Raw genomic sequence first — 18,215 nt, forward strand, 5'->3', positions numbered from 1 at the left:
ACGTATTCGCCCGCTGTTAATCGAGGTGCCCGCAGATGACCGACGAAACCGAACTCAAACGCCTTTTCTGGCACAGCCGCCGCGGCATGCTGGAACTGGACGTCCTGCTGGTGCCCTTTGTCCAGGAAGTCTATCCGGGCCTGCCCGCCGATGATCAGGCGCGCTTCCGCAAGCTGCTGGAGTGCGAGGACCAGGACATGTTCGGCTGGTTCATGCAGCGCGGCGAGCCGGAAGATGCCGACCTGCGCATCATCGTTCGCATGATCCTGGACCGTGTCCAGCCGAAGTGACCCCTTCGAGTGCCGCTGGCAACCGTCCATCGGTTTGCTGGCGGCCTACCTCGCCGCGCAGTTCGGTGCCGTCCTGGCGCTACTGCTCGCGGACATTCCCCTTCACTGGAAAACGCTCGGCCTGAGTCTCTGCCTGCTGCATGCCTGCTGGGTTGTGCCGCGGCAGATTCTATTGCGCGCGCCGGATTCGGTGCGTGCGCTGCGCCACAACGCCGAGGGCTGGCAGCTGTGGAGCGCGCGGGACGGCTTTCAGCCGGTGCAGTTGATGCCGGACAGCCTGGCGCTGCCCAGGTTGGTCGTCCTGCGTTTCCGTCGCCCTGGCGACTGGCTGGCTCGCAGCGTCTGCGTCCCCGCCGATGCCCTGGCGCCGGAGTTGCACCGGCGTCTGCGGGTGCGGCTGAGGTTCAGCCGCAATAGGTGGACGGCGCCAGGATAGTGTCGCGGGCCTCGGGCAGCAGGTCCGGATAGTCCAGCGTGTAGTGCAGGCCGCGGCTCTCGTGGCGTTGCATGGCGGAGTTGATGATCAGCTCCGCTACCTGCGCCAGGTTGCGCAGTTCGATCAGGTCGCGGCTGACCTTGTAGTTCGAGTAGAACTCGTCGATCTCGTCCAGCAGCAGGCGCACGCGGTGCTGGGCGCGGGCAAGGCGCTTGTTGGTGCGCACGATGCCCACGTAGTCCCACATGAAACGCCGCAGTTCGTCCCAGTTGTGCGCGATGATCACGTCTTCGTCCGAGTCGGTCACCTGGCTGGCGTCCCAGCAGGGCAGCGCGACCAGGGCCTGTTCCTTGGGCAGCTTGGCGAGGATGTCGGCGGCAGCGGATCGGGCGTAGACGAAGCACTCCAGTAGCGAGTTGCTGGCCATGCGGTTGGCGCCGTGCAGGCCGGTGAAGGTGGTTTCACCGATGGCATAGAGGTTCGGCACATCGGTGTGGCCGTGTTCGTCCACCAGCACGCCACCGCAGGTGTAGTGCGCCGCCGGCACGACCGGGATGGGCTCGCGGGTGATGTCGATACCGAAGTCCAGGCAGCGTTCGTAGACGGTGGGGAAGTGCTCGCGAATGAACTCGGCCGGCTTGTGGCTGATGTCCAGATAGACGTAGTCGATACCCAGCCGCTTCATCTCATGGTCGATGGCGCGGGCCACTACGTCGCGCGGGGCAAGTTCGCCCAGGGCGTGGAAGCGCGGCATGAAGCGCTCGCCATTGGGCAGGCGCAGCAGGGCGCCTTCACCACGCAGCGCCTCGGTGATCAGGAAACTCTTGGCCTGCGGGTGGTACAGGCAGGTCGGGTGGAACTGGTTGAACTCCAGGTTGCCGACCCGGCAGCCGGCGCGCCAGGCCATGGCGATGCCATCGCCGGAGTTGCCGTCCGGGTTGCTGGTATAGAGGTAGACCTTGCTGGCGCCGCCGGAGGCGAGCACGGTGAAGCGCGCGCTGAAGGTGTCGACTTCCCCGGTGGCGCGATCCAGCACGTAGGCGCCCAGGCAGCGCTGGCCGTTCATCCCCAGTTTTCGCTCGGTGATCAGGTCGACGGCAACCCGCTGCGACAGCAGTTCGATGTTCGGCCTTTGGCGCGCCTGCTCCAGCAGCGTATTGAAGATTGCGGCGCCGGTGGCGTCGGCGGCGTGAATGATGCGGCGATGGCTGTGGCCGCCCTCGCGGGTCAGGTGGAACTCGAAACCACCGTCTTCGCGTCCCGGCTCATGGTCGCGGGTGAAGGGTACGCCCTGCTCGATCAGCCACTGGATGGCTTCGCGGCTATGCTCGACGGTGAATTTCACCGCGTCCTCGCGGCACAGGCCCGCGCCGGCGACCAGAGTGTCCTCGACGTGGGATTCCACGGTATCGGTGTCATCCAGCACGGCGGCGACGCCGCCCTGGGCCCAGAACGTGGAACCCTGGGAAAGCTCGCCCTTGCTCAGCACGGCGATCTTCAGGTGTGAGGGCAGCGTCAAAGCCAGCGTCAGGCCGGCGGCCCCGCTGCCGATCACTAGGACATCGTGCTGGAAATGCTGACTCATACCCGGCTCCACAAAATGGCGCCCTAGTATATAGAAGGGGGCCACGGCACAATACTGGCGAACCGATGACACCGAAGGTGCGTGCGGCGGGACGGCAGTCGCAGGGCGGGAGGCATTCTTCCCCGCTCAAGCCGGCCTGGCGGGCGTCCGGGTGGCGTCGAAATCATTGAAGGACCAAGGCAAATCCCCGGAACTTTTTCAGGCGTTCCGGTTCGAACGCGGAATACCCAATCAGCTTTGCGCGCAGATTGACATTGCGCGGAAGGGGAGCGGGTGTTCCGCCCGGTACAGTTGAATTTGACGGGCTTCGGACGCATGTCGGGGTCCGGTTGCCGCCAATCTGAAAAAACTGTGCGGCGTATGCTTGGAGGGGAGAACTTTTGCAAAAGACCCGAGTCTATCTTGGCAGGACGATTCACCAGGGTGCTCGAAGCTCCTCCAGGTTTTCAGAGGAGCATTCATGCTAACCCAGGAAACGGATCAGCAACTGGTTGAACGGGTACAGCGCGGAGATAAACGGGCATTCGACCTGCTGGTGCTGAAGTACCAGCACAAGATTCTGGGGCTGATCGTGCGATTCGTGCACGACGCCCAGGAAGCCCAGGACGTCGCACAGGAAGCGTTCATCAAGGCGTATCGCGCCTTGGGTAACTTCCGCGGTGACAGTGCCTTTTATACCTGGCTGTACCGTATCGCCATCAACACCGCGAAGAACCATCTGGTTGCGCGCGGTCGGCGGCCGCCGGACAGCGATGTCACGGCAGAGGATGCGGAGTTCTTCGACGGCGATCACGCCCTGAAGGACATCGAGTCGCCGGAAAGAGCCATGCTGCGGGATGAGATCGAGGAAACGGTCCATCGCACCATCCAGCAGTTGCCCGACGATTTGCGCACGGCATTGACCCTGCGTGAGTTCGAAGGTCTGAGTTACGAAGATATCGCCACCGTGATGCAGTGTCCGGTGGGAACCGTCCGCTCACGGATATTCCGTGCGCGGGAAGCGATCGACAAAGCTTTGCAGCCTTTGTTGCATGATGAAGTCTGATACAGCGGCAGAAGCCAAGAGAGGTACCGCTATGAGTCGTGAAGCCCTGCAGGAGTCGCTGTCCGCTGTTATGGATAACGAAGCGGATGAGCTGGAGCTGCGGCGTGTGCTTGCAGCCTGCGGCGAGGACGCCGAATTGCGGGCCACCTGGTCCCGTTACCAACTGGCCCGTGCAGTGATGCACCGCGAGCCAGCCATGCCCAAGCTGGACATTGCGGCTGCCGTCTCCGCCGCATTGGCCGACGAGGCCGTGCCGGCGCCGCGCAGTCGCAATCCCTGGCGCAACGTCGGCCGCCTGGCAGTCGCCGCCTCGGTGACCCTGGCCGTGCTGGCCGGTGTGCGCATGTACCACCAGGATGACAGTGTTGCCAACGGCCTTGCCCAGCAAGGCGCCACTCCGCAGATCGCCCTGCCGCAAGTGCAAGGCCCGGCGGTATTGGCAGGCTACACTCAGGACGAGGCGCCGCAGGTGATCACCAATGCCCAGGGCGGGCAGACCACCTGGCACGAGCAGCGTCTTCCGGGTTACCTGCGTCAGCATGCGCAGCAGTCCGCCGTCAGCGGCACCGACAGCGCCCTGCCCTACGCACGCGCCGCGAGCCTGGAAAGCCGCTGATTTGCGACCTTAAGGAGCGACATGCGCGCTACGACAGCACTGTTGTTCTTCCTCGGCGGTCTGCTGGCATTGCCAGTTCAGGCCGCCGATGCGTTGGACTGGATCAAGCGCCTCTCCGAGGCTGATCAGCAACAGAACTTCCAGGGTACCTTCATCTACGAGCGCAGCGGAGCCTTCACCACCCACGATGTCTGGCATCGGGTGGAGAGTGATGGCTCGGTTCGCGAGCACCTTGTCCAGGTCGATGGGCCGCGCCAGGAAGTGGTGCGTGTCGATGGTGCCACCCAGTGTGTGGGTGGCGGCATGTCCGGACAGGTGTCGACCGGCGAGATGTGGCCGGCCCGCAAGCTGAATCCGACTGACCTGTCCGCCTACTATGATGTTCGCGTCGCCGGCGAGTCGCGCATTGCCGACCGTCCGGCGGTGGTGCTGGCGGTTATCCCGCGAGACCAGCATCGCTACGGGTTCGAGTTGCACCTGGACAAGGAAACAGGCCTGCCGCTCAAGTCCCTGCTGCTCAACGACAAGGGCCAGATCATCGAGCGCCTGCAGTTCACTCGTATCGACATGGAGGCGCCGGACGACGGGGCGCTTCAGCCGAGCGCAGCCTGCAAGCCGGTGAAGGAAGCCAAGGTCGCCGAAGTGAAAACCAGCTGGCATTCCGAATGGGTGCCACCGGGTTTCACCCTGAACAGCACCTTGCAGGAGCGCAGCCCGGTCTCCAATGACCAGGTGCTTTGCCTTGCCTACGGTGACGGCCTGGCGCGTTTCTCGGTATTCCTCGAGCCGCTGCATGGCGCCAAGGTCGACGATGCCCGCACCCAGTTGGGCCCGACGACGGTGGTATCGCGGCGGTTTGCCAGTGACGACGGCGGCACCATGGTGACCGTAGTCGGTGAAATCCCCAGTGGCACGGCCGAGCGCGTGGCGTTGTCCATGCGCCCAGCAGGAGCCCAGCCACAGTGATCCAGGAGCGGGGGAGGGTGATTGCGGTCGAGTCTGGCGCTGTCCAGGTCGAAACGCTGCGCTACTCCACCTGCTCAGGATGCTCGGCCAGTGCCGGTTGCGGCCACGGCCTTCTGCGGCAGTTGGGTGTTGTGCGTGGGCGCGGCGGAATGCGCGTCCTGTCTTCATTGGCGCTGGCGCCCGGCGACGAAGTCGTGCTGGGTATGGATGAAGACCTGCTGCTCAAGAGTGCCCTGCTTTTCTATCTCTCTCCTCTGATCGGGCTGTTCACGCTGGCGCTACTGGCGGCGGGCCTCGATCTGGGGGAACCTCTCATCATCGTGGCTGGGCTGGCGGGTTTCCTGCTGGCCTGGCTGCTGGTGCGTCACTACACGCGACGCCATACGGATGATCCGGCGATGCAACCGGTTGTGCTGCGTGCGCTGGTCGGTGGGCCGCCCGGCCCTGTTTAGTGATCTTCCCAATCAACATCACGGGAGCTGTAGTCAATGCAAACCCTGAAACGCAGCATGGCTGCGCTGGTCGCCCTGCTGGCCCTGAGCCTGTCGGTCACCGCGCGGGCTGAACTACCGGATTTCACCCCGCTGGTCGAGAAAGCCTCGCCGGCGGTGGTCAACATCAGTACCACGCAGAAGCTACCCGATCGCTCCAACGCGCAGATGGGCATTCCGGACCTCGACGGCCTGCCGCCGGGCCTGCGTGAATTCTTCGAGCGCAGCATTCCTCGTGGCCAGGGTGGTCAGGGACAGGCTCCCCGTGGCCAGCAGCGCGAAGCCCAGTCCCTGGGTTCGGGCTTCATCATTTCCGATGATGGCTACATCCTGACCAACAACCATGTGGTCGCCGACGCCGACGAGATCCTCGTGCGCCTGTCCGACCGCAGCGAGCACAAGGCCAAGCTGGTCGGTGCCGACCCGCGCAGCGACGTGGCCGTGCTGAAGATCGACGCCAAGGGCCTACCGACGCTCAAGCTGGGTGATTCCGACAAGCTGAAGGTCGGCGAGTGGGTGTTGGCCATCGGCTCGCCGTTCGGCTTCGATCACTCGGTGACGGCCGGCATCGTCAGTGCCAAGGGCCGCAGCCTGCCGAACGAGAACTATGTGCCGTTCATCCAGACCGACGTGGCGATCAACCCGGGTAACTCCGGTGGCCCGCTGCTGAACCTGCAGGGTGAAGTGGTCGGTATCAACTCGCAGATCTTCACCCGTTCCGGCGGCTTCATGGGGCTTTCGTTCGCGATCCCTATCGATGTGGCGCTGAACGTCGCCGATCAGCTCAAGGCTGGCGGCAAGGTCAATCGCGGCTGGCTGGGCGTGGTGATCCAGGAAGTGAACAAGGATCTGGCCGAGTCCTTCGGTCTCGACAAGCCGGCTGGTGCGCTGGTCGCGCAGTTGGTGGAAGACGGCCCGGCAGCCAAGGGCGGCCTGCAGGTGGGTGATGTGATCCTCAGCCTCAACGGTCAGACCATCAACGAATCCGCCGACCTGCCGCACCTGGTGGGCAACATGAAGCCGGGTGACAAGGCGTCCCTGGAAGTCATCCGTGACAACAAGCGCCAGACCCTGAGCATGACCATCGGTAGCCTGCCGGACGACGACGATGCCGTTGCCGCCGTCGAAGGCAAGGGTGCCGAGCGCAGCAGCAACCGCATGGGCGTGACCGTGGCGGAGTTGACTGCCGAGCAGCGCAAGTCCCTGGATATCAAGGGCGGCGTGGTCATCAAGGAAGTGCAGGGCGGTCCGGCGGCCATGATCGGCCTGCGTCCGGGCGACGTCATCACTCACCTGAACAACCGTGCAGTGGATTCCTCGAAAACCTTCAGCGAGATTGCCAAGGCGCTGCCGAAGGATCGTTCGATTTCCATGCGCGTACTGCGCCAGGGGCGTGCGAGCTTCATCACGTTCAAGCTGACCGAGTAAGGCCGGCGCACCAGAAAAGGGCGGTTTCGACCGCCCTTTTTCATGCCTGACCGTCCGGCTCGGCGTGACGCCCCTGGCTGTATTCAGGTAAACTCCCCGGCTATTTTTCGGCGGACCGCCGCCTTCAGCCTTCCGAGTGTGTTCAGCCGTGAGTGACCTTAGTCATATCCGCAATTTCTCCATCATCGCCCACATCGACCATGGCAAGTCGACGCTGGCAGACCGCTTCATCCAGATGTGCGGCGGCCTGTCCGACCGCGAGATGGAGGCCCAGGTGCTGGACTCCATGGACCTGGAGCGTGAGCGCGGCATCACCATCAAGGCGCACAGCGTCACCCTTCACTACAAGGCGAAGGACGGCAAGACCTACCAGCTGAACTTCATCGATACCCCCGGCCACGTCGACTTCACCTACGAAGTCAGCCGTTCGCTGGCCGCCTGCGAAGGCGCGCTGCTGGTGGTGGACGCAGGCCAGGGCGTGGAAGCGCAGTCGGTCGCCAACTGCTATACCGCCATCGAGCAGGGCCTGGAAGTCATGCCCGTGCTGAACAAGATGGACCTGCCGCAGGCCGACCCGGACCGCGTGAAGGACGAGATCGAAAGCATCATCGGCATCGATGCCACTGACGCCGTGGCCTGCTCGGCCAAGAGCGGCATGGGCGTGGAAGATGTGCTGGAACGCCTGGTCACCGCCATTCCGGCGCCCGAAGGCGAGATCGACGCGCCGCTGCAGGCGCTGATCATCGACTCCTGGTTCGACAACTACCTGGGCGTGGTCTCGCTGGTGCGCGTGAAGCACGGCCGCGTGAAGAAAGGCGACAAGATCCTGGTGAAGTCCACCGGCAAGGTCCACCAGGTGGACAGCGTCGGCGTCTTCACCCCGAAGCATACCGAGACTCCGGACCTCAAGGCCGGTGAAGTGGGCTTCATCATCGCTGGCATCAAGGACATCCTCGGTGCCCCGGTGGGCGACACCCTGACCCTGAACAACACGCCCGATGTGGACGTGCTTCCAGGCTTCAAACGCATCAAGCCGCAGGTCTACGCCGGCCTGTTCCCGGTCAGTTCCGATGACTTCGAGGACTTCCGCGAGGCGCTGCAGAAGCTGACCCTGAACGATGCCGCGCTGCAGTACGAGCCGGAAAGCTCTGAGGCACTGGGCTTCGGCTTCCGCATCGGCTTCCTCGGCATGCTGCACATGGAGATCATCCAGGAGCGCCTGGAGCGCGAATACGACCTGGACCTGATCACCACTGCACCGACCGTGATCTTCGAGATCGTGCAGAAGAACGGCGACATCCTCTATGTCGACAACCCGTCCAAGCTGCCCGACCTCTCGTCCATCGACGAGATGCGCGAGCCGATCTGCCGCGCGACGATTCTTGTGCCTCAGGAGCACCTGGGCAACGTCATTACCCTGTGCATCGAGAAGCGCGGTGTTCAGCGTGACATGCACTTCCTCAGCGGCCAGGTCCAGGTGATCTATGACCTGCCGATGAACGAAGTGGTGCTGGACTTCTTCGACCGCCTGAAATCCACCAGCCGTGGCTATGCTTCGCTGGACTACAGCTTCGATCGCTTCGAGCCGGCCAACCTGGTTCGTCTCGATGTACTGATCAACGGTGAGAAGGTTGACGCCCTCGCCCTGATCGTCCACCGCGACAACGCCCCGTACAAGGGGCGTCAACTGGTGGAGAAGATGAAGGAATTGATTCCGCGGCAGATGTTCGACGTCGCGATCCAGGCGGCCATCGGCGGGCAGATCATCGCCCGTTCGACGGTGAAGGCGCTCAGGAAGAACGTACTGGCCAAGTGCTACGGTGGTGACGTGAGCCGTAAGCGCAAGCTGCTTGAGAAGCAGAAGGCCGGTAAGAAAAGGATGAAGCAGGTCGGTAGCGTGGAGATTCCGCAGGAAGCCTTCCTCGCTGTGCTCAAAGTGGACAGTTGAACCCTATGACCCTGAATTTCCCGCTGTTGCTGGTGATTGCCGTCGCAGTGTGCGGCGTTCTTGCCCTGGTGGACCTGGTGCTGTTCGCACCGCGTCGCCGGGCGGCCATTTCCGCCTATGAAGGTTCTGTCAGTGAAGCCGATCCGGAAGTGCTGGAGAAGCTGAACAAGGAACCGGTGCTGGTCGAATACGGCAAGTCGTTCTTCCCGGTGCTGTTCATCGTGCTGGTGCTGCGTTCGTTCCTGGTCGAGCCTTTCCAGATCCCGTCGGGTTCGATGAAGCCGACCCTGGAAGTGGGCGATTTCATCCTGGTGAACAAGTTCGCCTATGGCATCCGCCTGCCGGTACTGGATACCAAGGTGATCCCCGTGGGTGACCCGCAGCGCGGCGATGTCATGGTGTTCCGCTACCCCAGCGATCCGAACATCAACTACATCAAGCGTGTCATTGGCGTACCGGGTGACACCATCCGCTACACCAGCGACAAGCGTCTTTACATCAACGACCAGGCCGTGGCCGAGTCGCTGGTGGGCGATGAGCCGGGCACCCTGGGCAGCGTGACCCTGTACCAGGAGAAGCTGGGCGCCGTGGAGCACATGATCCGCAAGGAGATGACCCGCTTCCGCATCGAGCCGGGCAAGCAGTGGAAAGTGCCGGCCGACCATTACTTCATGATGGGCGACAACCGCGACAACTCCAACGACAGCCGCTACTGGAACGATCCGAAGATTCCGAAGGACCTGCTGGGCATGGTTCCGGATCGCAATATCGTCGGCAAGGCGTTCGCAGTCTGGATGAGCTGGCCGGATCCGAAGATGCGCAATCTGCCGAATTTCTCGCGAGTCGGCGTGATTCACTAAACTTGTGAGACGCTCCGGGCCGGCAAGGCTGGAACGATGCTAAATAAAGGCGGGGCTGCACGCGGGGAGCGAGGCAGCCCCGCTTCACTTGGATCCGCCGCGGTTGGCGGGCAAATAAGAAAGATACCGACATGAGGTCGATATGACGTACGCACGTTCGCAGAAGGGGATGTCGTTGCTGGGTTGGCTGGTGGTACTCGCCGTCGTGGCGTTCCTGGCCAGTGCTGCGTTCAAGCTTTTCCCGCACTACATGGACTACTACGCCATCGAGAAGGCCATCACCTCGGTGGAAACCGACAAGGCCGCGGAAGTGCGCACTGTCCCGGAGTTCTACGCCTATGTAGGCAAGGCGATGTCCATCAACAGCATCCGTGGCCTCAACCTCGACGATGCCCTGGACGTGAAGCTCGAGAACAATGAGTTCCGTGCTCATCTGAAATATGAAAGACGCGAGCCACTGGTGCAGAACATCGACCTGGTGGTCAAATTTGACAAAGAATTCCGTGTACGAATGCCGTGAGCAACAACAGCCTGGATCGACTCGAGCGCAAGCTTGGCTACACCTTCCGTGACCAGGACCTGATGGTCCTGGCGCTGACCCATCGCAGCTTCGCCGGGCGCAATAATGAGCGCCTGGAGTTCCTCGGTGACGCCATCCTCAACTTCGTCATTGGCGAAGCTCTGTTCACCCACTTCCCCCAGGCCCGTGAAGGCCAGCTGTCGCGCCTGCGTGCGCGACTGGTGAAAGGCGAGACTCTGGCCCTGCTGGCCCGCGGTTTCGAAATCGGGGATTACCTGCGACTGGGCTCGGGCGAGCTGAAGAGCGGCGGATATCGCCGCGAGTCGATTCTGGCTGACGCCATGGAGGCGCTGATCGGTGCCATCTATCTGGACACCGGCATGGATTCCGCCCGCGAGCGGATCATGGCCTGGCTCGGCCCGCAGTTGCGTGAGCTGACCCCGGTGGATACCAACAAGGACCCCAAGACCCGCCTGCAGGAGTTCCTGCAGTCCCGCGGGTGCGAACTGCCGCGTTACGACGTGGTGGATATCCAGGGCGAACCGCACTGCCGCACCTTCTTCGTAGAGTGCGAGGTGGCCCTGCTGAATGACAAGACCCACGGGCACGGCGGCAGCCGCCGCATCGCCGAGCAGGTGGCCGCCGCCGCCGCGCTGGCAGCCCTGGGCGTGGAGAATGGCCATGAGTGAGCACGAGCAAGACCAGCACGATCAATCCGAGCACGATGAAGCAGGGGTCGTTCGCTGCGGCTACGTGGCGATCGTCGGCCGCCCCAACGTCGGCAAGTCGACCCTGCTCAACCACATCCTCGGGCAGAAACTGGCAATTACCTCGCGCAAGCCGCAGACCACTCGCCACACCCTGCTGGGCATCAAGACCGAGGGTGATGTGCAGGCGGTGTATGTCGACACCCCCGGCCTGCACAAGGACAACGACAAGGCGCTCAACCGCTACATGAACCGTTCGGCCAGCGCCGCGCTGAAGGACGTCGACGTGGTGATCTTCGTCGTCGACCGCAACCGCTGGACCGACGAAGACCAGATGGTCTACGACAAGGTCAAGTACGTGAGCTGCCCGGTTCTGCTGGCGGTGAACAAGGTCGATCGCATGGAAGACAAGGGCGACCTGCTGCCGCACCTGCAGTGGCTGGCCGAACAGCTGCCCAACGCCGAAGTCGTGCCGATTTCCGCCCAGCACGGGCAGAACCTCGATGTGCTGGAATCCCTGGTTGCCGAGCGCCTGCCGGAGAGCGAGCACTTCTTCCCGGAAGACCAGATCACCGACCGCAGCAGCCGTTTCCTCGCCGCCGAGTTGGTGCGCGAGAAGATCATGCGCCAGCTGGGCGCGGAGCTGCCGTACCAGGTCACCGTGGAGATCGAGGAATTCAAGCAGGACGGTCCGATCCTGCACATCCATGCGCTGATCCTGGTCGAGCGCGATGGCCAGAAGAAGATCATCATCGGCGAGAAGGGCGAGCGCATCAAAAGCATCGGTCAGAACGCGCGCAAGGACATGGAAGTACTGTTCGATTCCAAGGTCATGCTCAACCTCTGGGTGAAAGTGAAAGGCGGCTGGTCCGACGACGAGCGCGCACTGCGTTCGCTGGGCTACGGCGACCTCTGACCCTCGGCGCCCCGCGACCTTTTGCGGGGCACGCCCTTCGGGCGCCTGAGGGCGTCCACCTCCCGACTTCCACTCCAGGCGTAGCGCCATGAGCCTCGCTTCCACTGCCCAAGCCGCCTTCGTCCTGCACAGCCGTCCCTACAAGGAAACCAGCGCGCTGGTGGATTTCTTCACCCCGCAGGGGCGTCTGCGTGCTGTGCTGCGCGGCGCGCGGGGCAAGGCCGGTGCGCTGGCGCGGCCGTTCGTGCCGCTGGAGGTCGAGTTCCGCGGACGCAGCGAGCTGAAGAACGTCGTGCGCCTGGAACCCAACGGCATCCCCAACCTGCTCAGTGGCGAAGCGCTGTTCAGCGGCCTGTACCTGAACGAACTGATGATCCGCCTGCTGCCGGCGGAGGATCCGCATCCCGCATTGTTCGATCACTACCACGCGACCCTGCCGCTGCTGGCCGCCGGCAATCCGCTGGAGCCGCTGCTGCGCTCCTTCGAATGGCGGCTGCTGGACGACCTGGGCTATGGTTTTTCCCTGGACACCGATATCGTCGGCCAGAGCGTTGCGCCGGACGGTCTCTATCGCCTGTTGCCCGACTCGGGCCTCGAGCCGGTCGGCAGCCTGCAGCCGGGCCTGTTCCACGGCGCCGACCTGCTGGCCATGGCCGAAGCCGACTGGAGCGCACCGGGCGCCCTGGCGGCAGCCAAGCGCCTGATGCGCCAGGCGCTGGCACCCCATCTTGGCGGCCGACCGCTGGTCAGCCGCGAGCTCTTCATGAATCGCAAGGACAACTCCCGTGACTGAAGCCAACCGTATCCTGCTCGGCGTGAACATCGACCACGTCGCCACCCTGCGCCAGGCCCGCGGCACCCGTTATCCCGACCCGGTGAAAGCCGCGCTGGACGCCGAGGAAGCCGGCGCTGACGGCATCACCGTGCACCTGCGCGAAGATCGCCGGCACATCCAGGACCGCGATGTGCGCGTACTCGCCGAAGTGCTGCAGACCCGCATGAACTTCGAGATGGGTGTGACCGAGGAGATGATGAAGTTCGCCGAGATCATCCGTCCGGCCCATGTATGCCTGGTCCCGGAAACCCGCCAGGAACTGACCACCGAAGGTGGCTTGGACGTTGCCGGCCAGGAAGCTCGTATCCGCGAAGCGGTGCAGCGCCTCGCGGCCGCCGGTTGCGAAGTGTCTTTGTTCATCGACCCGGACCCGCTTCAGATCGAGGCCTCGGCACGCATCGGTGCGCCGGCCGTCGAGCTGCATACCGGTCGTTATGCCGACGCGCACAACCCGGCCGAAGCGGCCCATGAGCTGGCGCGCATTCGCGATGGCGTGGAATTCGGCCTGTCCCACGGCCTGATCGTCAACGCCGGCCATGGCCTGCATTACCACAACGCCGAGCCAGTGGCGGCGATTGCCGGGATCAACGAACTGAACATCGGCCATGCCATCGTCGCCCACGCGCTGTTCGTGGGCTTCAAGCAGGCAGTTGCCGAGATGAAGGCGCTGATCGTGGCGGCGGCTAACCGCTGATCCCCATCTGCTTAAAAACCGTAGGGCGCATAACCCGGAACGGGTTATCCGCCATCACGGCGGATAACGCCTCGGGCGTTATGCGCCCTACGTCGGCAGCGCTCAGGGCTTGCGCGCTACCAGCGTGGCGCGCAGGGGCGCCGGCAGGCCTTCGATGGTGCGGCCGTGGTCTTCCGGATCGAGGAAGTCCGGTAGCGACTGGTAGCGCATCCACTCGGTCGCCCGCTGTTCGTCCACCGAGGTGCGGCTGATGTCCACGCTGCGCACGTCGGTGAAGCCCGCGCGGCGCAGCCACAGCTCCAACGCCGGCACCGACGGCAGGAACCACACGTTGCGCATCTGCGCGTAACGGTCCTCGGGCACCAGCACGGTGTTCACGTCGCCTTCCACCACCAGGGTCTCCAGCACCAGTTCGCCCCCCTTGCGCAGGCAATCCTTGAGCGCGAGCAGGTGGTCGATGGGGGAGCGGCGGTGGTAGAGCACGCCCATGGAGAACACGGTATCGAAGCCTTCCAGCTTTTCGGGCAGGTCTTCCAGGGCGAAGGGCAGGTGCCACGCCGGCAGGTCTGGCAGGTAGCGCTTCATGGCGAGGAACTGGCAGAAGAACAGCCAGTTCGGGTCGACACCCACCACGCTGCGCGCGCCCGCGCCGAGCATGCGCCATTGGTAGTAACCGTTGCCGCAGCCGACATCCAGCACGCGCTTGCCGGTCAGGTCGAGGTGCGGCGAGACGCGCTCCCATTTCCAGTCCGAGCGCCATTCGGTGTCGATGTGCACGCCGAACAGGTGGAACGGTCCCTTGCGCCATGGGATCAGCCCTTGCAGGGCGAGCTTGAGCTGGTCGCGGGTGGCCTCGTCGCAGGCGCCTTCCAGATTGAAGCGCTCGCGCAGTTCGATGGCGGCGGGCTGCAGTTCGGGCAGACGATCCACCGCCGCCAGCCAGCGTTCCAGGTCGCCATGGCCGTCGTCGACCTTGGCGGCCAGTTGCGCGGGCAGCGTGGCGGCCCAGGATTCCAGCGGTGTGCCGGCCAGTTCAAGGCCGAGGCGGTCGAGGTCGAAGCGTTCGATCATGGCAGGGCAATCAGGGAAGCGAAGTTGAGGCATTGGAACCAGGGCACGACCTTGGAGAAACCGGCGGCCAGCAGGCGCTCGCGGTGGGTTTCCAGGGTATCGGGGCGCATGACGTTCTCGATGGCAGTGCGCTTCTGGGCGATTTCCAGTTCGCTGTAGCCATTGGCGCGCTTGAAGTCGATGTGCAGGTCGGTGAGCAGGTCGTGCTCCTGCTCGTCGGCGAAGCGCAGTTTTTCCGAGAGGATCAGTGCGCCGCCGGGGAGCAGGGCGCTATGCAACCGGGTGAGCAGTTCCAGGCGTTGCTCTGGGGCAATGAACTGCAGGGTGAAGTTCAGCGCGATCAGCGAGCAGGGCTTGAGATCCAGGGTGAGGATGTCCGCCTCGATCAGTTCGACCGGCAGCAGTTCCTGGTGCATGGCGTCCTGGGCGCGCAGGTATTCGCCGCAGCGTTCGATCATCGGTGCGGAATTGTCGACGCCGATGACACGGCAGCCGTCGGTCTTCACGTGGCGGCGCAGCGCCTGGGTCACGGCACCCAGCGAGCAGCCGAGGTCGTAGAGCACGCTGTTCGGGGCGGCGAAGCGCGCGCCGAGTACGCCGATGTTCTCGACGATGGTGGGGTAGCCCGGCACCGATCGCTTGATCATGTCCGGGAAGACGCGCACCACGTCCTCGTTGAAGGTGAAGTCGGGAACCTGGGCTTGCGGCTGGGCGAAGATGCGGTCGGATTCGCTCACGCTGGATGGGGCCTCGTTACGCTGAACAGGCAACGGGGCGCGGCGCGCCCGGTTTGCCGGGGCGCGCATTGTAGCCGAGGCGCGAAGTGCGCCCAAGCGTCAGCCGATAAGGGTCACTTGAGCTGGTCGGAGAAGTATTCGCCAGCACCCTGCAGCGGGCCGAGCGGGTTCTTCTTGTCTTCCATGCGGCGGATGTTCGGCTCGCCGTTGCTGGTCTTGTGCACGACCACATCGTCGATCAGCACGAACACCGGGCGGAACGACCAGCCCTGCACCTGGCGGCGCTTGCGGAAGTTGAAGATGTCGGCCCAGAAACTGCCGACGCGCTGGCTGTCGGTCTTGTTGAAGTCGAAGGCGTAGCCGATGCAGCGGTCCTTGGCCTGCAGGCAGGTGACAAGACCGTCGGGCAGGTAGTCGATAGGGATATTGGGTTGCACGAAGAGCAGGCGCACGTCGATGAACGAGAGCATCTTGGCATTGCCCTGGGACAGCGGATCGAAGCCCAGCGCGTAGAGTTGCGACTTGGTGGTCTTGCCAGGATCGACCTGGTTGTAGCGGCTCTGTGCATCCTGGTAATCCAGGAATGGTGATTGCACTTCCGCGCGTTCGCTGGGCAGCAGGCTGCCACAGGCCGAGAGAGTCAGGCAGGCTCCCAGCAACAACATCGAGCGAACTACTGCACGCATGGAGCTCCCCTTTTTCCCAGTCTCTTATGATTGATCTATAGCCGATGACAGAGGGCTCTGCCGGACTTTTCTCATGCCTTCGTGGGACTAGTCAACGGCGATGCCGTAACCCTGCATCAGGGGTTTCCACTGGTCAGTGCGACGCAGTTCACGCAGGCCTTCGTCGAGGTCAGCCAGGCGCTCCTGCACGCCATCCAGGCGAGGATTCAAGGCGACGTACATGGGACGTTTGTCGGCGAGTTCACCGGCTGCTTGAATGCTCTGCGACAGGCCGTGGCGATGCAGGTAATGCTCGACGATCTGGCTGTCCTCGAGCAGCACCGTGATGCGTCCCAGCAGCAGCTTCTGGATATTGCGTTCGAGGACTTTCTCGCCGCTGAGCACCTGAACCTGCTCATGGTTGGACAGGTGTTCGTCGCGCCAGGCGTCCAGCTCCTTGCCGTAGGAATAGCCTTGCGCCAGCCCGATGGACTGGCTGCTCAACGAGGTCGGACCTTGCCACGTCCAGGGGTTGTCGTTGCGCACGTAGAAACGCATGGTCACCCAGCCGATGGGTTCCTCGCCGATCAGCAGCTCCTCGGACTCTTCGCTGTAGGCGCCGACCACGCCATCCACCAGTCCCTCGCGGGCCATCTGCAGGGCGCGCGGCCAGGGCAGGGGTTCGAACAACGGTGGCTGCGGCAGGACCTGGCCGAGGGCTTCGAGCAGGTAGCCGGGCTTGTCCGGATCGCCAGGGCAGAGGTAGGGACACCAGTCGTCGCCGGCCAGACGCAAGGGTTCGGCGCTGGCCAGCGCCGAACAGAGGAGCAGCAGCGGTGAAGCGATTCGCAGCATGTCACGCCCGGGAAGTCGTTTGTCCTTCCGAGTATGGCAGAGCGATATGACGGGATGTGACCGACGCGGCGATGCCGAGCTGGCCGAACCAGTAGGTGAGCATGATGGCGTAGGAGGAGCCGTCGAAGGCGGCGACGAAGCGGCTGATGCCGATCATCGAGTCGGAGCTGACGAACAGCAGCGCGCCCAGGGCGGCGAGCACCCGGCTGGCACTGGCAATCGACGGCACGCCGAGGCGAGCGATGGCGCGCCAGAGCATGGCACTGATGGTCAGGCTGTACAGCGCGATCGGCAACAGCAGTGGGCCAAGGCCGCGGCTGTAGAGCAGGGCGAACAGGGCGCCGCCCACGCCGCCTGCGATCAGCAGGCCTAGCGGGGCTGGGCGGCGGGTGTCGCCCAGGTAGGCGATCAGGTAGGCGAGATGCGCGAGCAGGAAGGCGGCCAGGCCAGGCACGAAGGCGTTGATCGGCCATTCCAGCAGGATGTCGCCGAGCATCGACAGCACCAGGCCGACGGCAACCCAGCGGCGATAGCCGTCTGCAGGTGTGCCGAGAATCCAGAAGAGCATGGCGAGGACCGGCAGCGGCTTGCACAGCATGCGCAGGGCGGGCAGGTCGAAGGTCACGGCGAACAGGTAGGCGGCACCGCCGATCAGTGCCAAGAGTGCCCAGCGCATGGGGTTCCCTCCCGAGGAAATGAACGCCCACTGTGCCGCAGCGCGGCGCCTGGCCTACAGGCCGAAGGCGTCAGCGCGAGCGGCTTATGGCGCCGGGTATCGCAGCGTTACTTCACGGCGATGGGGCAGACGAAGGTCTGTGCGGGGGCGACTTCGGCTTCCCAGGGCCGGCGGTAAGCCAGTTCCAGCTTGTCCTCGCCGGCGGCGGTCACGCGGAAGCGCCAGGTGGATTCGCCGGCGCTGCCGACCAGGCCGACGTCTTCCGGGTTGCTGTAGACCTCCGGGCCGAGGGCGCGCAGCAGGCCGTTGGCGGCATTGCGCAATTCCCAGCGGAAGCCGGTGGTGGGGTTGCTCGGCAGGATCAGCACGAGCTCCTGGCCGGTATGCAGTTTCAGTGGCTTGCAGTCGCTGGCGTCTTCCAGGGTGACCACGGGTTTGGTCTGCCCGGCGCAGCCGGCGAGCAGGACCAGGGAGAGGGGCAGCAATGTGCGGTACGACGGCATGACGGCTCCTGGGAGGGGACGGGTTGGGCCGCAGGATAACGCAATCGGGGTTGAAGCGGACTTTGTCCGTTTTGTGCGTGTTTGGGGTTGGGAGTTTCTGCGCCGCTTTTGCGTGTGTTGAGAGGTTTTATTTCGCCCCCTCGGGCGAGTTACTTCTTCCAGACGCCGAAGAAGTAACCAAGAAGGCTTGCCCCTCCATCCGGTTTTTCGCTTGGGGCGAAAAATACCCTCGTTGAACCGAAGTTTCAGGGGCACGCCACGACGGGCCATCCCTGGCCCATCGTGGCTCTCGCGACATCCATGTCGCTCAACCCCTGAAACTCCGCTTCAACGAGGCCTCCTGAAAGGGGCAGTTCGGAGTGCTCGGGCGT

The 18,215-nt window shown here is 63.9% G+C and carries 21 protein-coding genes; 14 read left to right on the top strand and 7 right to left on the bottom strand.

What is annotated here, in order from left to right; translation table 11 throughout:
• The first annotated feature begins 35 nt into the window (after nt 1-35).
• Together RS899_RS02680 and RS899_RS02685 are read left to right on the top strand one after the other, a co-directional pair.
• Nucleotides 36-290, top strand: a complete 255-nt coding sequence (locus RS899_RS02680) for a succinate dehydrogenase assembly factor 2 (RefSeq protein ID WP_024765533.1) — start codon at nt 36-38, stop codon at nt 288-290.
• Complete coding sequence (locus RS899_RS02685) at nt 274-726, top strand: protein YgfX (RefSeq protein ID WP_315809027.1); 453 nt, start codon at nt 274-276, stop codon at nt 724-726. Before RS899_RS02680 ends, RS899_RS02685 begins: the two co-directional genes overlap by 17 nt.
• Here RS899_RS02685 and nadB read toward each other — a convergent pair.
• Nucleotides 695-2,311, bottom strand: coding sequence for an L-aspartate oxidase (nadB, locus tag RS899_RS02690; RefSeq protein WP_054908999.1), 1,617 nt, complete (start codon nt 2,309-2,311; stop codon nt 695-697). The genes RS899_RS02685 and nadB overlap by 32 nt on opposite strands.
• Before the next feature lie 460 nt (nt 2,312-2,771).
• On the opposite strand from nadB, the gene rpoE reads away from it, so the two are divergent.
• The 12 genes from rpoE to pdxJ all read left to right on the top strand — a co-directional run bounded on the left by rpoE (nt 2,772) and on the right by pdxJ (nt 13,337).
• A complete protein-coding gene (gene rpoE / locus RS899_RS02695) occupies nt 2,772-3,356 on the top strand; it encodes an RNA polymerase sigma factor RpoE (RefSeq protein ID WP_024765535.1) in 585 nt (194 codons plus the stop codon).
• A gap of 31 nt (nt 3,357-3,387) precedes the next feature.
• Nucleotides 3,388-3,972 (top strand): sigma-E factor negative regulatory protein, encoded by a 585-nt coding sequence (locus RS899_RS02700; RefSeq protein WP_024765536.1) that lies wholly within the window; start codon nt 3,388-3,390, stop codon nt 3,970-3,972.
• Between the two features lie 21 nt (nt 3,973-3,993).
• On the top strand, nt 3,994-4,938 hold the full coding sequence (locus tag RS899_RS02705) for a MucB/RseB C-terminal domain-containing protein (protein WP_054908998.1): 945 nt from the start codon (nt 3,994-3,996) through the stop codon (nt 4,936-4,938).
• Nucleotides 4,935-5,390: a SoxR reducing system RseC family protein gene (locus RS899_RS02710; RefSeq protein WP_054908997.1), complete on the top strand. Its 456-nt coding sequence runs from the start codon at nt 4,935-4,937 to the stop codon at nt 5,388-5,390. The genes RS899_RS02705 and RS899_RS02710 overlap by 4 nt, the downstream gene beginning before the upstream one ends.
• 36 nt (nt 5,391-5,426) lie before the next feature.
• Nucleotides 5,427-6,857 carry a DegQ family serine endoprotease gene (locus RS899_RS02715; RefSeq protein ID WP_054908996.1) on the top strand — a complete coding sequence of 477 codons (1,431 nt, stop codon included), beginning with the start codon at nt 5,427-5,429 and terminating at the stop codon, nt 6,855-6,857.
• A 148-nt stretch (nt 6,858-7,005) separates the two neighbouring features.
• Nucleotides 7,006-8,805: a translation elongation factor 4 gene (lepA, locus tag RS899_RS02720; RefSeq protein ID WP_024765539.1), complete on the top strand. Its 1,800-nt coding sequence runs from the start codon at nt 7,006-7,008 to the stop codon at nt 8,803-8,805.
• 5 nt (nt 8,806-8,810) lie between these two features.
• Nucleotides 8,811-9,665 carry a signal peptidase I gene (lepB, locus tag RS899_RS02725; RefSeq protein ID WP_054908995.1) on the top strand — a complete coding sequence of 285 codons (855 nt, stop codon included), beginning with the start codon at nt 8,811-8,813 and terminating at the stop codon, nt 9,663-9,665.
• A gap of 142 nt (nt 9,666-9,807) precedes the next feature.
• Nucleotides 9,808-10,185: a DUF4845 domain-containing protein gene (locus RS899_RS02730; RefSeq protein ID WP_170859127.1), complete on the top strand. Its 378-nt coding sequence runs from the start codon at nt 9,808-9,810 to the stop codon at nt 10,183-10,185.
• 62 nt (nt 10,186-10,247) lie between these two features.
• Nucleotides 10,248-10,874, top strand: coding sequence for a ribonuclease III (rnc, locus tag RS899_RS02735; RefSeq protein ID WP_231387805.1), 627 nt, complete (start codon nt 10,248-10,250; stop codon nt 10,872-10,874).
• Nucleotides 10,867-11,808, top strand: coding sequence for a GTPase Era (era, locus tag RS899_RS02740; RefSeq protein WP_054908993.1), 942 nt, complete (start codon nt 10,867-10,869; stop codon nt 11,806-11,808). The genes rnc and era overlap by 8 nt, the downstream gene beginning before the upstream one ends.
• 88 nt (nt 11,809-11,896) lie before the next feature.
• Nucleotides 11,897-12,601 carry a DNA repair protein RecO gene (recO, locus tag RS899_RS02745; RefSeq protein WP_054908992.1) on the top strand — a complete coding sequence of 235 codons (705 nt, stop codon included), beginning with the start codon at nt 11,897-11,899 and terminating at the stop codon, nt 12,599-12,601.
• A complete protein-coding gene (gene pdxJ / locus RS899_RS02750; protein ID WP_024765545.1) occupies nt 12,594-13,337 on the top strand; it encodes a pyridoxine 5'-phosphate synthase in 744 nt (247 codons plus the stop codon). Before recO ends, pdxJ begins: the two co-directional genes overlap by 8 nt.
• A gap of 102 nt (nt 13,338-13,439) precedes the next feature.
• Here the strand turns inward: pdxJ and cmoB are convergent, their stop codons facing one another.
• The 6 genes from cmoB to RS899_RS02780 form a co-directional block, all read right to left on the bottom strand.
• Nucleotides 13,440-14,408, bottom strand: coding sequence for a tRNA 5-methoxyuridine(34)/uridine 5-oxyacetic acid(34) synthase CmoB (cmoB, locus tag RS899_RS02755; RefSeq protein ID WP_233298319.1), 969 nt, complete (start codon nt 14,406-14,408; stop codon nt 13,440-13,442).
• A complete protein-coding gene (gene cmoA / locus RS899_RS02760; protein WP_233298318.1) occupies nt 14,405-15,145 on the bottom strand; it encodes a carboxy-S-adenosyl-L-methionine synthase CmoA in 741 nt (246 codons plus the stop codon). Before cmoA ends, cmoB begins: the two co-directional genes overlap by 4 nt.
• Before the next feature lie 113 nt (nt 15,146-15,258).
• Nucleotides 15,259-15,831, bottom strand: a complete 573-nt coding sequence (locus tag RS899_RS02765; RefSeq protein WP_026078837.1) for a hypothetical protein — start codon at nt 15,829-15,831, stop codon at nt 15,259-15,261.
• An 87-nt stretch (nt 15,832-15,918) separates the two neighbouring features.
• Nucleotides 15,919-16,665 carry a substrate-binding periplasmic protein gene (locus RS899_RS02770; protein ID WP_054908989.1) on the bottom strand — a complete coding sequence of 249 codons (747 nt, stop codon included), beginning with the start codon at nt 16,663-16,665 and terminating at the stop codon, nt 15,919-15,921.
• 1 nt (nt 16,666) lies between these two features.
• On the bottom strand, nt 16,667-17,341 hold the full coding sequence (locus RS899_RS02775; RefSeq protein WP_315809028.1) for a lysoplasmalogenase: 675 nt from the start codon (nt 17,339-17,341) through the stop codon (nt 16,667-16,669).
• 107 nt (nt 17,342-17,448) lie between these two features.
• Nucleotides 17,449-17,844: a protease inhibitor I42 family protein gene (locus RS899_RS02780; protein ID WP_315809029.1), complete on the bottom strand. Its 396-nt coding sequence runs from the start codon at nt 17,842-17,844 to the stop codon at nt 17,449-17,451.
• Nucleotides 17,845-18,215: the final 371 nt, after the last annotated feature.

The organism is Pseudomonas sp. C9-3, assembly GCF_032392015.1.
Lineage (GTDB): Bacteria > Pseudomonadota > Gammaproteobacteria > Pseudomonadales > Pseudomonadaceae > Pseudomonas > Pseudomonas nitroreducens.